We start from the raw sequence: 13834 nt of genomic DNA, 5'->3' as shown, positions 1-13834 counted from the left end.
AGCGAGAATGTTTGAGCACGGGATGATATAGGCGGGCGCCCCGGGGACAGACAAACCTACTCCGTCTCGCCCGGTCGAGCGCCGCGGGCCAGGGCGTCCTGGTACTCCTTGACTGCCTTGATCCTCTGCATCGGCTTGAGTCGCTCGAACATGGTATTGCCGTGCAGGTGATCGATCTCGTGCTGCAGGCACACGCAGAACAGGTCGCCCGAAGCCTCGTAGCGAATCAGGTTGGCATCCAAGTCGTACGCCTCGACGACGACATGGTCGGGACGCTCGATCTCGCAGCTAATGCCAGGGATGGAAAGGCAGCCCTCGCTAAAGGGCACCAGATGGTCACTCTGCTCAACAATGACGGGGTTAATGAGCACGTACGGGTCGTAGTCGTTCTTGTCGCTGTAGTCGCAGTCGATGGTGACGAGCTGAATAAGCTCGCCGATCTGCGGAGCAGCCAGGCCGCAGCCGCCGTTGTCGAACATCATCTTCTTCATCTTCTCGGCAAGCGCCTCGATCGCCGGGGTGATCTCCTCGATGACGGCACACTCCTGGCGCAAACGAGGGTCGGGCGACAGTACGATTCCGTTGGCTTCCATGGCCATCCTTTCAGGTTGTTACATCAAATCATAGGCGTCGACGTCAACGCTCACGCTCACGCCGCGCACGGAGCCCACCTCTTTGAGGCAGGCGTCGATATCATCAGAGACATGGTACCCCACGGGCGACTTCACAAGCAGATGGAAGCGGTAACGGTCCTTGGCTCTCTCGATTACACACGAAGCCGGGCCCAGCACCTGCGGCACGGCACTCCCCGCCCGCAAAAAATCGGGCGCGGCGGCATGCCAGCGGCGCTTAAGAAGCTTTGCGATGCGCCCGATATAATCCTGCGCATCGTCGCGGTTTGCAGACCACACCAAAATGTTAACCAGGCGCACGAACGGCGGATACAGTGCGTCGCGGCGCTGGTCCAGGTCGTAGTCGGTAAAGATCGAGCGATCGTGCTCGGCGACGGCGCGGATGACCGGATCCTCGGGCAGATACGTCTGGATGATGACCTCGCCAGGGCGATCGCCGCGACCGGCGCGACCGGCGACCTGCTCCAGCAAATCGTAGGCGCGCTCCCCTGCGCGGAAATCCGGCAGCTTGAGGGCGAAGTCAGCATTGACCACACCCACGAGCGTGACCTCGGGAAAGTCGAGGCCTTTGGCGATCATCTGGGTGCCCAGCAACACGGCGCAATCGGCCGCATCGAACTGCTCGAGCAGCTTTTTGTGCGCATCCTTGCCGCGCGTGGAATCGGCATCCATGCGGATGATGGCGACGTCCTCGGGCAGCATCTGGTGCAGTGCGTCCTCGATCTGCTGCGTGCCCAGCCCCATTTTTGCCAGGTAGCGACTGCCACATTTGGGGCAACGACTCGTGGGCGCGGGATACGGCTGCACGCGCCAAGACGAACCGCAGGTGTGACATTGCAGCGTGTGCGTGCGCTCGTGATACGTAAGCGCTGTGGAGCAGTGGTTGCAGGTGGGAACGCAGCCGCACTCGCGACACATCAGGAACGGCGCAAAGCCACGGCGGTTATGCAGCAACACGGCCTTCTCGCGGCGCTCGGCCACACGTTCCAATCCCTCCATCAAGGGTTTTGAGAACATGGAGCGGCTACCGTGCGAAAACTCGCGGCGCAGGTCGGCAATGCGGACCTCGGGCAGCACGGCGTGTCCCGGGCGCTCGGGCATCTCGACGCGCGTCCAAGTGGTGCCGTTATACGTTCCATGGCGGCAGTGGTCGAGGGCCTCGGCAGAAGGCGTGGCCGACCCCAGCACGAGCGGGCAGCGATAGCGGCGCGCCATCTCGGCTGCCACCTCGCGCGCATGGTAGCGCGGACTGGAGCCCTGCTTGTAACTAGTCTCGTGCTCCTCGTCGATGATGATGAGGCCCAAGTCGCTGAGCGGGCAAAAGAGCGCCGAGCGGGCGCCGACCACCACGCGGGCCGCACCGCTGGCGACCATATCCCACTGGTCGAGACGCTCGCCAGCAGAAAGACGCGAATGGAAAACGGCCACCGTCTCGCCAAAGCGCGAGCGGAAGCGGCCGACGGTCTGGGCCGTCAGCGAGATCTCGGGCACCAGCACGCAGGCAGAGCGACCGGCTGCGAGCACGCGCTCGATGGCGGAGAGGTAAACCTCGGTTTTGCCGGAGCCGGTGACGCCGTCGACCAACACCACGTCGCCATGAGCGTCCAGACGGGCGCGCTCAATCTGCGCGAGTGTCTGTTGCTGGCCGTTGGTAAGGGAGACCGGCGCCTTGCCGCTTGCCGAGGACAGCGTGGTCTGCTCGCTGCAGCCACGCCAGGCGCGGCGCTCCTCCACCACCACGACGCCGCGCTTTTCGAGCGCTTTGATGGTCGCCGACATGCTGTTATAGAGAAGATTAAGGTCGCGAGTCGTAACCGGGCCGCACTGCAGCGCCTCGATGAGCTGGCGCTGACGGACCGCGGTCTTGGGCGGCGTATAGTCAAAGCCTTCGGGCGTAAGCATCACCCAACGATTTTGGATAGGCTTGACGGCGGGCCGTTCAACAGTCCACGCATCGTCGTCGCCCTTGACCACACGCGGGCTGCCGCCCGGGGGCAAAAACAGGCGCAGGCACTCGGAAAGCGTCGCGACATACTCGCGGCTCATCCAGCGTGCGATGCGGGCAGCCTCGGCGGTAAAGAGCGGTTTGCTGAGGATGGCCTCGATGGGTTTAATGCGCGCGGGGTCGAGGGCGTTGTTGCCCTGCAGGTCGCCCAGCTCAGGGGCAATGTCGACGACATAGCCCGCGGCGGCACGGTTACCAAAGTGAACCAGGACCGTGGATCCGATCTGGACCTCGTTGGCAAGGGACTCGGGGATGCCGTAAGCAAACGGTTCCGACAGCGCACGGGTGGGGATGTCGAGGACCACGCTCGCGTAGGCGGCAGGGGGCTCGGGCGCAGGCTTAGACTGAGCCGAGGCAGCGGCAGGCTTGGGCTTCACCGGAGCTTCCTCCGGTTCCGGCGAACCAAACAGCGACAGTTGTTGAGCCATACGCCACCTCTAACGAACGGACCTGAAAGGGGTGGGACAAAATAATCAGTAGAGTTTGTCCCATGGCCGATACGAGTGTCGAGCTCGTTGCGTCACTCGAACATGGGACAAACACTACTGATTATTTTGTCCCAGCAACCCACTCATCGGTACAGAAACAAGAGCCCCGCTCGGGGGAACGGGGCTCGGATACATGCGTTTACGCGTCTACTATAGCGCCATCGTGCGGGCGCGGTCGATGCGTGCCAGGCAGTCGTCGCGGCCGACAAGCGCCATGGTCTCGCCCAGCGGGGGGCTCACCATGTTGCCGCAGACGGCGACGCGCACGGCCTGGAACACCACGCGCTTCTTAAGGTCCATCTGCTCGGGCAGCGGCTCAAGCGCGGCGTCGATGGCCTCGGCAGTCCACTTGTCCACGCCCTCGAGCGCGGCCTTGGCGGCATCCAGAATGACGCCCATGCCTTCCTTAGCCAGGCCCTTGTTAACGGATTTCTCGTCATACTCGAGCGTCTCGGCCGTAGCGAAGATGGGAGCGGCGACGGTCACGGCGTCGGCCGGCATCTTGGTGCGCGGCTTGACGATTGCGGCAAGCGCGTCGATCCAGTCCTCGCCGTACTCGACGTTGCCCTCGATGAGACCCGCCTCGTGCAGCTCGGGGACCATGATCTCGTCGGCAAACTGGGCATCGGACATGCCGTTGATGTACTCGGCGTTGACCCAGTCGAGTTTCTTGGGGTCGAAGGTCGCCGGGTTCTTGGAGATGCGGTCGAGCGAGAACTTGCTGGCCAGGACATCGCGCGGGATGATTGTGGTCTCGCCGTCGAGCGACCAGCCGAGCAGCGCCAGGTAGTTGACGAAGGCGTCGGACAGGTAACCAGCGTCGCGGTACTCCTCCACCGAGGTGGCGCCATGGCGCTTGGAGAGCTTCTTGCCGTCGGCGCCCAGGATCATGGAGATGTGGGCGAACGTGGGCACGGGGGCGCCGAGGGCCTCGTAGACCATGACCTGACGCGGGGTGTTGGACAGGTGGTCGTCGCCGCGGATGACATGGGTGATCTTCATCATGGCGTCGTCGACGACGGTCGCGAAGTTGTACGTGGGCGTGTCATCGGAGCGGAAGATGACAAAGTCGTCGAGCTCCTTGGCGTCGAAGGTCACCTCGCCGTGGACGGCATCGTGAATGACGACGTCGCCGCGGTCCTCGGGCACCTTTATGCGTAGGACATAGGACTCGCCGGCCTCGATGCGACGGCGGGCCTCCTCGGGATCAAGATCGCGGCAACGGCGCTGATAGCCCTGGAAGGGGTCCTTACGCTCCTGCGCGGCCTTGCGGTCGGCGTCGAGCTGCTCCTTGGTGCAGAAGCAGGGATAGGCCTTGCCCTCGTCCCAAAGCTTCTGGGCGGCCTGCTTGTACAGGTCCAGGCGCTCGGTCTGGGCATAGGGGCCATAGTCGCCGCCCACCTCGGGACCCTCGTCCCAATCCAGGCCCAGCCAACGCATGGCGCGCAGGATGATCTGCGTATTCTCGTCGGTGGAACGGGTGGGATCGGTGTCGTCGATGCGCAGGATGAAAGTGCCGCCGTTTGCGCGGGCGAAAGCCCAGTTATAGATAGCGGTGCGGGCGCCGCCGATGTGCAGCTTGCCCGTCGGTGAGGGTGCAAAGCGGACGCGAACGTCTGATGCCATGGAAATCTCCTCGATTGCAGGATGGATGTCTAACCGCACCAGTATAAAGCATCAAAGCAACCTCCGCACAAAGGGCACCGACCCACTCATTGGGGACAGACTTAAATGACCATTCGTTGGGGCAGACTTACAGCGGGCAAATGGAGGAGTGTCCCAAACTGCCGGCACATAAGGAACGTCCTCAGGTGCCGTAAGAGTTTTCCTATTGGCTGGTCATTTAAGTCTGTCCCCAATGAGTAGGTGCGGAAAGGGTGTGAATGTTTGATTTACGCGCTATGATGTGCCCTTGCATAGAGAGCCCGGCGGAATGGTAACGGTCGCTGGGACACGTTTTTGAAAGGACAATCATGTCAGAAGAACTTCGTTCCATCCCACTCCAACACGGGTCCTTTGTTTTTACGTCGGAGTCGGTGACCGAAGGTCATCCCGATAAGATCGCTGATCAGATCAGTGACGCCGTCCTCGACGCAATCCTCGCCAAAGAAATAGAGCTGCAGGAGCAGGGCTATATTGCGTCCAACGGTGTGCCCGCCAACGTGGAGAACGTCCGCTGCGCCTGCGAGACCCTCGTGACCACCGGCACGGTCATCGTCGCCGGCGAGATTCGCACCCAGGCCTACGTCGACGTACAGGAAATCGCCCGCGGCGTCATCCGCCGCATTGGCTACAACCGCGCCAAGTTCGGTTTTGACTGCGACACCTGCGGCGTTATGAGCCTCATCCACGAGCAGTCGCCCGATATCGCCCAGGGCGTTGACGAGTCCTTCGAGACCCAGACCGGCGCTACCACCGACCCGATCGACCTGATCGGCGCCGGCGACCAGGGCATGATGTTCGGTTATGCCTCCAACGAGACCAAGACCCTCATGCCCATGCCGCACTACCTGGCAAGCCGCCTGGCCGAGCGCCTGGCTGCCGTGCGCCATGACGGAACCCTGCCCTACCTGCGCCCCGACGGCAAGACCCAGGTCACGGTGCGCTACGAGGAAGGCAAGCCCGTGGAGGTCACGACCATCGTCATCTCCACGCAGCACGCCGCCGAGATTGAGGACATGGGCAAGATCAAGGCCGACCTCATCGAACACGTCATCACCCCGGTCATGGCCGCCGAGAACATGCCGTGGGACAACGCGGACATCTACGTGAACCCCACCGGTCGCTTTGTCGTGGGCGGCCCCATGGGCGACACAGGCCTCACCGGCCGCAAGATCATCGTCGACACCTACGGCGGCTACGGCCGTCACGGCGGCGGCGCCTTTAGCGGCAAGGACTGCACCAAGGTTGACCGCTCCGCCGCGTATGCCGCGCGCTGGGTCGCCAAGAACGTGGTCGCCGCCAGCCTGGCCGACCGCTGCGAAGTCGAGCTTGCCTACGCCATCGGCGTTTCCAAGCCCCTCTCAATCATGGTCGACACCTTCGGTACCGCGCATGTTGCCGAGGACAAGATCGTCGAGGCCGTCGAGAAGACCTTCGACCTGCGCCCGGGCGCAATCATCCGCGACCTAGACCTGCGTCGCCCCATCTACGAAAAGACGGCAGCCTATGGTCACTTCGGCCGCGAAGACGCCGACTTCACCTGGGAGAATACCGACCGAGTCGAAGAACTCAAAGCAGCCTGCGGCCTGTAAATAAGTTCGCAGAGCCCAGACAGCAAAGCATTAGAACCAAAAGAAGTACCGGCCCCAACCGGTACTTCTTTTTATTTACACGGTGGTGTGAATATTTCGATGCGCAATGAACAGCACGTCCCCAGCTGATAAATATTGACATCCAGCCACTCCAACCATGTATCCTAAGTTCTGAGGGCTTTGGTATTTGGTCGGTCGCGAGTTCCGCACGAGCCGGAGGCCACTTAATGTGGCCTCCGTGCGAGCCAGGACTGTAGAGCAGGCGACCAAATACCAAAGCCCTCGGAACGACGGGATAGAACAGGAGCACCCATGGCAGGCAAGCCGCAAACACTAGCTACGACCTCGGCATTCGAGATCTTGGGCCCCGTCATGGTCGGCCCCAGTTCTTCGCACACCGCCGGCGCCCTGCGCTGCGCCCAAGTTGCCGCCAGCCTGCTGGAAGGCCGCATCACTAAGGTCACCTTTGGCCTGTGGAACTCCTTTGCCCACACCTACCGCGGCCACGGCACCGATCGTGCGCTCGTCGCGGGCATCCTGGGCCTCGACACCGATGACGAGAACATCAAGCAGGCCTTCGACCTCGCGCACGAGCAGGGCCTCGAATATCACTTTGACATCAAGGGCGACGACGCCTCCATCCACCCCAACACCGTCGACATCGACATGGTCGACGACACGGGCGCCACGGCCCAGGTCCGCGGTGAGAGCCTGGGCGGCGGCAAGATGCGCATCAGCCGCATTAACGGCGTCGGCGTCGACATCTCGGGCATGTACTCCACACTCTTCGTGGCGCACTACGACGTCCCCGGCGTGCTCGCCGCGCTCACGAACCTGCTCGCCTACGCACACGTGAACATCGCCTTCTGCCGCACCTACCGCACCGAAGTGGGCGGCCAGGCCTACTCCGTCTTCGAGACCGACGGCGCGCCCGACGACACCGTCGTCCCTATGCTGCGCAAGCTCGACAATGTCGATTACGCGACCTTTATCGAGCTCCCCGGTTCTGCCTCGTCGCTCTCTCCCGGCGTCTCAGCAAAGGAAATCTTCGACGACGGCGAGCAGCTGCTCGATGCGTGCGAAGAACTGGGGCTCAACATCGGCGCCGTCATGGCCGTGCGCGAGGCACGTCTGACCGGCGAGGCACACGCTATCGCCGCCATGCGCCGCGTACTCGACGTCATGCGCGAAGAGAGCACAGCCCCCATTTCCAATCCACAGCGCTCGCTCGGCGGCCTCATCGGCGGCGAGGCAAAGCTTGTCGATGCCACCAGCCGAAACGATCTGAGCATAAGCCTGATGGGCGCCGTCCAGACCGACGCCGTGGCCCGCGCCATGGCCGTACTCGAGCGCTCCGCCACCATGGGCGTGATCGTCGCAGCTCCGACGGCAGGATCCGCAGGCGTCGTCCCCGGCTGTGTGCTGGCACTCGCCGACCACCTGCAGCTCGACGACGAGCAGGTGATGGACGCGCTCTACTGCGCCGCCGCCATCGGCCTCAACCTCACCACGAGCGCCTGCGTTGCCGGCGCCGAGGGCGGCTGTCAGGCTGAGGTAGGAAGTGCGGCCGCCATGGCTGCCGCCGCGCTGGTGCAGATGCTCGGCGGCACACCCGAGCAGGCGCTCGATGCCAGTTCCATCGCGCTGAGTAATCTGCTGGGCCTCGTTTGTGACCCCGTCGGTGGCCTCGTGGAGGTGCCCTGCCAAAACCGCAACGCCATCGGTGTGGCAGCCGCCTTTAGCTCCGCACAGCTTGCCCTCGCCGGCATTAAGAGCCTGGTGCCGTTTGACCAGATGGCGCACGTCGTGCTCTCGGTGGGCCACGCGTTGCCGGCCACGCTGCGCGAGACGGCAAAGGGCGGCATCGCGCAGGCTCCGGCCGCACTTTCGGCCTGTGCAAAATGCGGTGTGTGCGGATAGCGACAAAGAACGACTCGAAGGTGGGACAAATGTCCCACCTCTTTTGAATGCCACCGTTTCCATACCACAATCAACTAGGTAATCGCTATAATGCAAGCCCAGTAAAAACACGATGAGCCGCAAGGCGAAATCCGAAGGATATGCATACGATGTCGCAAAACGATCGAACTCAACTGATTCCCGATCCGCAGCAGCCGAGCAGGCACACCGGCGGCGTTCAGTCGCCGCGTCCTATCGCGCCGAGCCACGGTCAGCAGCGTGGTGCGGCAAACGCTTCGCAACGCCCGAACCAGCAGCGCCAGCAACGTCAGCAGCGCCAGGCAAACGGCAATACGCCCAAGCAGCCCCCCACGCACGGTCGAGGCGATCGCGGCCCCGCGCGCAAACCCACCGGGAACAATAAGTCGGGCAAAAAGACGACGCTCTTTGTCCTCCTGGGTCTTATCGTCATTGTCTATATCGTAGGCGCCGTAGCATTTTCGCAGGTAGCCTACCCCAACACCACCATCGCCGGCGTCGACGTCTCGTTCTCAAACGCATCGTCTGCCGCCACCAAGGTCAACTCGGCGTGGAAGCACTATAAGCTCACCGTGACAGGCGATGACTTTAGCTGGACCTATCAGCCCGAGTCCGATGAGCCCATTGTCGACGGCGAAGCTGCCGCAAAAGAGATTATCAGCCGCAACGAAGCCATTGTATGGCCGGTTCGCCTTGTAGAATCCTTAAGCGGCAAGACCAAAACAACCGCTAGCTCCAACGAAGTCGATCTTGATCAAGACGTCGACCTGTCCATGCTCTCCGACACCTTTGACCAAAAGCAGTTTGAGAAGGATCTGGGCGCCGCCGTCGACGAGTTTAACGAGGGGCGTTCGGGCGCGTTCGAGGCCAATAGCTCCTATGACGAGCAGGCCGGCAAGTTTACCGTCGAGAAGGCGCGCTCCAACGAAAAACTCAACCGCGAGCATGTCATTAAGTATGCCGAGCTCGAGCTTGCCTCGCTGGCCGAGACCGTAGATCTTTCCAAGCTCGGCAACGATGCCTATGAGCCGCTCAATGGAACGCTGACCGATGATCAGATTCAGTCTGCATGCGATGCCGCCAACAACTTCTTGGGCGTCAACGTGACCCTCAAGCTCAACGGCGAGGATGCCGGCAAGGTTGATGGCAGCTCCGTGTTGCAGTGGATCAGCTTTGCCGATCCGGCCAACCCCACGCTCGATACGTCGCAGATCAGCAGCTGGGCAGCCGAGCTCGCCAACGGCTTTAATACCGTGGGCTCCACTCGCTGGTGGACGCGCGCCGATGGCAAGCAGTGCGCCGTCGAAGGCGGCGACTTTGGTTGGTCCATCGACAGCAGCTCGCTCGCCAAGCAAGTCGAGGACGCCATTAACAACAAGCAGACCGGCGAAATCGAGATCAAGTACTCCCAGAAGGCCGACACATTTACCGCCAAGGGCGAGCCCGACTGGAAGGCCTATATCGACGTCGACCTGTCCGAGCAGCATGCGCGCTACTACGACGAGAGCGGCAACATCGTGTGGGAGGCCAACTTTATTTCTGGCAAACCGGGTGAAGACGCCACCCCCGAGGGCGTATGGCAGATCAACAGCAACGATGGCGCCAGCAAACTCATCGGTGCCAAGGACCCCGAGACCGGCAAGCCCAAATACGAGAGCCCGGTAAGCTACTGGATGCCGTTCGAGGGCAATATGGTCGGATTCCACGACGCCACCTGGCAAAACGATTCGAGTTTCGATAACGCCGAATCGTACAAGTGGTGCGGTAGCCACGGTTGTATCAACCTGCGTCTGGCCGATGCCAAGTCGCTCCACGAGCGCATCAAAGTCGGCCTCTGCGTGGTCGTGCACTCGTAACGCAGCTAACGTCTACAACAAGTAAACAGCACGGCGACAAAACTTACAGTACCGTCATCCGCAACTTCTATACGCCCGCCTATCGCGACGGGCGTATATACTTATCGGAGCCATATCGATAAAGGAGACGCTATGTCCAAGGTCCCCACGATCAATCCGGGTCCTGACGATTCCGATCGCATGCCCCAAGATGCCACCGAGACCCTGCCGATTATCAGCGCTGCAGACACCAAGCAGCCCCAAACGAGTCTCGACGATTCGACCGATATCTCCGATGAAGAAGCCTATGCAAAGCTCAAGGCAAAGCGTGCCGAGCGTCGGCGCAAAAAGCTCATCCGATGCGGTATCGCCGTCGGTGTCGTTGTTGCCATCGCGCTCATTGCCATCATCGCAACGCTGGTCATCAACGCGCAACCCGCAGGCACCAACGGACCGGTGACCGACATGGTCACCGAAGGCACGTTTACCACCACAGTCGAAGCCAAGGGGCAGCTTAAGCCCATCTCGGCATCGGTCGTCTCCCCTTCTGTCGACGGTACGGTTGAAAAGATCAACGTGCAGGCCGGACAGAGCGTCAACGAGGGCGACGTACTCATGACCATTAAGAACGACGCGCTCGATAGCGCTGTTTCCGAGGCGCAGCGCGCGGTCGCGGCCGCCCAGGAAGACCTGAACAATGCAAAGGTGGCACTCGCGGCCGCACAGGCCGCACCGACAACGGACAGTGACGGATCGACCGGCCCATCGGACGCAAACGCCAACGCAAATGCCGTCTCGACCGCCCAGCGCAACCTCGCCTCGGCCCAGGCAACGCTGGAGCAGGCAACTGCAAAGGCGGCCGAGCGCACCGTAAAGGCCCCCAGTTCGGGCAACATCGTCGAGCTCAACGCCAAAGTCGGTGCCACGGTGACCGGAGGCACGATCATGGGCGAAGGCGACACGAGCGGCGGCAAGCAGTGCATGCAAATCGCCGACCTGTCCAAGATGAAGGTGACGGTTCAGGTGGGCGAAAAGGATATCGCCAAAATTGCCGTGGGCCAAAGCGCCAACGTGACCTATCCCGCGTTTCCCGATATCGTGAGCCAGGGCACCGTCACGGCTATCGCCTCGGTGGCAAACTCTGACTCCGGCTCCGGTAGCGGCGGCAGCGTGACCTTTAACGTCGACATCCTCATCGAAGCACCCGACAGTCGCCTTAAGCCGGGTATGACTGCCGAGGTCTCGGTAGTGACCGAGAAGCTCGACGACGTGGTTATGGTGCCGACCATGGCGCTGATGACCGAAGATGGCGAGCACTATTACGTCAATCTGGCCACCGATTCGGAAGGCAAGAAGACGCGCCGCGTGAAGGTGACCGTCGTGACGCAAAACGACAACGAGGCTGTAGTCGGTAAGACGCAGGTCAAGCGCGACGACCAGGGCAACGAAATCAATCCTGGCGTGCCCACAACCAAACTGCGCGACGGTGACACCCTCGTCATGGACACCGGAGCGGGCGCAACGGCTGACGGCGGCTACAGCGCGGATTCGGACAGTATGTCTGCCGACGAGGGTATGTAATGCGTCCCGTCATCGACATCCGCAACGTGCACCGCATTTTTGAGAGCGAAGCGGGTTGCGCCCACATCTTGCACAACGTGAGCCTAGCGGTAGATCCCGGCGAGTTCGTCGCCATTACCGGCCCCTCGGGCTCGGGCAAGTCGACGCTCATGAACATCCTAGGCTGCCTGGATAAGCCGACGGCGGGCGACTACTACCTGCAAGGGCTCAACGTGGCCGAGCTTGACGATGACGAGCTCACCGAAGTTCGCGCCCTGAGCATTGGCTTTGTCTTTCAGAGCTTCAACCTGCTGCCGCGCCTGTCGGTTATCGAAAACGTCATGCTGCCGCTGGCCTACACCAACGTACCCCGTAGCCAGCGCGAAATGCGCGCCGTGCACGCGCTGCAGGCCGTCACGCTGCCCGTCGACCATTGGGACCACCGCATATCCGAGCTCTCGGGCGGCCAGATGCAGCGTGTCGCCATCGCACGCGCCCTCGTCAACGATCCGCCCATCATTTTGGCCGACGAGCCAACGGGAAATCTAGACTCGACAACCGGGGCACTCGTCATGGAAACCTTCCACAAGCTCCAGAAACGCGGCAAGACCATCGTACTCATCACGCATGACCCCGGCATCGCCGCCGAGGCCGATCGAGCCGTGACCATCCGTGACGGGCGAATCCATGACGGCGCATATGTCGCGCATACACCGAATACGTTACGCGGGGCCGTCAAAAACCTGCCCGCGATTTCTGCAACCACCAATCAGCCGAAAGGAGCGAAGGCATGAGCACCCGCGATCTTGTCCAAGAAGCCCTTCACTCGCTCGAGGCCAACAAGGGGCGCAGCCTGCTCACCATCCTGGGCATTGTCATCGGCATCGCATCGGTCATCGCCATGACTTCGCTCATCGGCGGCATACAAAACAGCCTGGTCAACAGCTTGGGGCTCAATGCAGCCCGCATGGTGCAGATCTATTCGTCCCAAGAACTCACTGATTCTGACGTCCAGAAGCTTCAAAAACTGGTGCCGCAGATAGAGCAGATCGGGATTGTCGACAGCGCGTATACCGAGTACAAGTCTGGCGATAAAAGCTATACCGTCATGGCACAGGGTGTCGACAGCGACATGCTCGACGCCGTGGGTGCCAGCAAGCTCGTTGCAGGACGTGTCTATTCACAGGCAGAGTCTCAATCAGGCTCGCGCGTGGCGCTCATCAGCCGCGGCGGCGCCGATCAGCTTTACGGCAACGAACAGGATGCGCTGGGGAAAACCATCAAGGTGTCCAACGGCGAGGTGCAGATTGTAGGCGTGATTGATGGCGGCAGCGACTCCATGGGCTCGCTCACGCTGTATATGCCACGCGAAACCATCTCCGGCCTGTTTGGCGACGAGAATCCTTCATTCCCCAGCGTGACGGCACTTGCCGCCGAGGGCACAGACATGGACGAGCTCTGCAAGACCATCGAGTCTAAGGTGCGAGCGATGAAGGGCATCTCGGAGGATGATGAGTACGACAGCGTATCGGCGACCTCCATGAAAAGCGCCATCGATGCACTCAACTCGTTTATGGGCGCCTTCTCGCTCATCATGGGCGCTGTCGCCAGTATCTCACTGCTTGTCGGCGGAATCGGCATTATGAATATGATGCTCACCAACGTGACTGAGCGCATCCGCGAGATCGGTATTCGCCGCGCGCTTGGTGCAAGCCGACGTGATATCACCTCTCAGTTTTTGGCCGAATCCTCGGCACTGTGCGTCACCGGTGGCCTGCTGGGTGTCCTGATTGGCTATCTGCTGGCCTGGGGCCTCGCGATGTTTGCCGCAGGATCAGGGGTTCTCAGTGAGCTCGGCGCCAGCGGGCAAATCACACCGAGCTTTTCAATCGCCACGGTACTGCTGGCCTTCGCCGTCTCCGTCGGCATCGGCGTAATCTTTGGCTTCTACCCCGCTCGCCGCGCGGCAAAGCTCAACCCGGTGGAGTGCCTACGCTACCAGTAAGCCACCACCAACAAGTTGCGGTGAATTAGGGACAGAATATGCTATCTAGCAGCAAAAACAGACACTATTTCACCGCAACTTATTGAAGGGCTGTTTGCGCCAGTTCTGGGCGTCGTC

9 protein-coding genes are annotated in these 13834 nt (G+C 61.6%); 6 read left to right on the top strand and 3 right to left on the bottom strand.

The features are described 5' to 3' along the window. Positions 1 to 56: 56 nt before the first annotated feature. The 3 genes from def to gltX form a co-directional block, all read right to left on the bottom strand. A complete protein-coding gene (gene def, locus DXC79_RS03675) occupies positions 57 to 593 on the bottom strand; it encodes a peptide deformylase (protein WP_117635192.1) in 537 nt (178 codons plus the stop codon). 18 nt (positions 594 to 611) lie between these two features. Then, positions 612 to 3065, bottom strand: a complete 2454-nt coding sequence (gene priA / locus DXC79_RS03670) for a primosomal protein N' (RefSeq protein WP_117635191.1) — start codon at positions 3063 to 3065, stop codon at positions 612 to 614. Between the two features lie 210 nt (positions 3066 to 3275). Then, complete coding sequence (gene gltX, locus DXC79_RS03665) at positions 3276 to 4751, bottom strand: glutamate--tRNA ligase (protein ID WP_117635190.1); 1476 nt, start codon at positions 4749 to 4751, stop codon at positions 3276 to 3278. 347 nt (positions 4752 to 5098) lie between these two features. Between gltX and metK the strand changes: the two genes are divergently transcribed. From metK to DXC79_RS03635, 6 genes are all read left to right on the top strand, one after another. Then, positions 5099 to 6379 (top strand): methionine adenosyltransferase, encoded by a 1281-nt coding sequence (gene metK, locus DXC79_RS03660; RefSeq protein ID WP_117635189.1) that lies wholly within the window; start codon positions 5099 to 5101, stop codon positions 6377 to 6379. A 312-nt stretch (positions 6380 to 6691) separates the two neighbouring features. Next, the gene (sdaAA, locus tag DXC79_RS03655) at positions 6692 to 8299 is read left to right on the top strand and encodes an L-serine ammonia-lyase, iron-sulfur-dependent, subunit alpha (RefSeq protein ID WP_117635188.1); all 1608 of its coding nucleotides are present in this window, start codon (positions 6692 to 6694) and stop codon (positions 8297 to 8299) included. Positions 8300 to 8448: 149 nt separating this feature from the next. Further along, on the top strand, positions 8449 to 10173 hold the full coding sequence (locus tag DXC79_RS03650) for a L,D-transpeptidase (RefSeq protein WP_158550959.1): 1725 nt from the start codon (positions 8449 to 8451) through the stop codon (positions 10171 to 10173). Between the two features lie 132 nt (positions 10174 to 10305). Beyond that, positions 10306 to 11733 carry an efflux RND transporter periplasmic adaptor subunit gene (locus DXC79_RS03645; RefSeq protein ID WP_117635186.1) on the top strand — a complete coding sequence of 476 codons (1428 nt, stop codon included), beginning with the start codon at positions 10306 to 10308 and terminating at the stop codon, positions 11731 to 11733. Then, positions 11733 to 12506 (top strand): ABC transporter ATP-binding protein, encoded by a 774-nt coding sequence (locus DXC79_RS03640; protein ID WP_117635185.1) that lies wholly within the window; start codon positions 11733 to 11735, stop codon positions 12504 to 12506. The genes DXC79_RS03645 and DXC79_RS03640 overlap by 1 nt, the downstream gene beginning before the upstream one ends. Next, entirely contained in the window at positions 12503 to 13717 is a 1215-nt protein-coding gene (locus DXC79_RS03635) for an ABC transporter permease (RefSeq protein ID WP_117635184.1), read from the top strand. The genes DXC79_RS03640 and DXC79_RS03635 overlap by 4 nt, the downstream gene beginning before the upstream one ends. The last annotated feature ends 117 nt before the right edge of the window (positions 13718 to 13834 follow it).

The organism is Collinsella sp. TF08-11AT (assembly GCF_003437035.1).
Classification (GTDB): domain Bacteria; phylum Actinomycetota; class Coriobacteriia; order Coriobacteriales; family Coriobacteriaceae; genus Collinsella.
This window is presented reverse-complemented; position numbering and strand designations above follow the sequence as displayed.

Bases quoted from the DNA above. Each gene is read 5' to 3' on its own strand.
- def (WP_117635192.1), bottom strand. From the start codon at position 593: ATGGAAGCCAACGGAATCGTACTGTCGCCCGACCCTCGTTTGCGCCAG.
- priA (WP_117635191.1), bottom strand. From the start codon at position 3,065: ATGGCTCAACAACTGTCGCTGTTTGGTTCGCCGGAACCGGAGGAAGCT.
- gltX (WP_117635190.1), bottom strand. From the start codon at position 4,751: ATGGCATCAGACGTTCGCGTCCGCTTTGCACCCTCACCGACGGGCAAG.
- metK (WP_117635189.1), top strand. From the start codon at position 5,099: ATGTCAGAAGAACTTCGTTCCATCCCACTCCAACACGGGTCCTTTGTT.
- sdaAA (WP_117635188.1), top strand. From the start codon at position 6,692: ATGGCAGGCAAGCCGCAAACACTAGCTACGACCTCGGCATTCGAGATC.
- DXC79_RS03650 (WP_158550959.1), top strand. From the start codon at position 8,449: ATGTCGCAAAACGATCGAACTCAACTGATTCCCGATCCGCAGCAGCCG.
- DXC79_RS03645 (WP_117635186.1), top strand. From the start codon at position 10,306: ATGTCCAAGGTCCCCACGATCAATCCGGGTCCTGACGATTCCGATCGC.
- DXC79_RS03640 (WP_117635185.1), top strand. From the start codon at position 11,733: ATGCGTCCCGTCATCGACATCCGCAACGTGCACCGCATTTTTGAGAGC.
- DXC79_RS03635 (WP_117635184.1), top strand. From the start codon at position 12,503: ATGAGCACCCGCGATCTTGTCCAAGAAGCCCTTCACTCGCTCGAGGCC.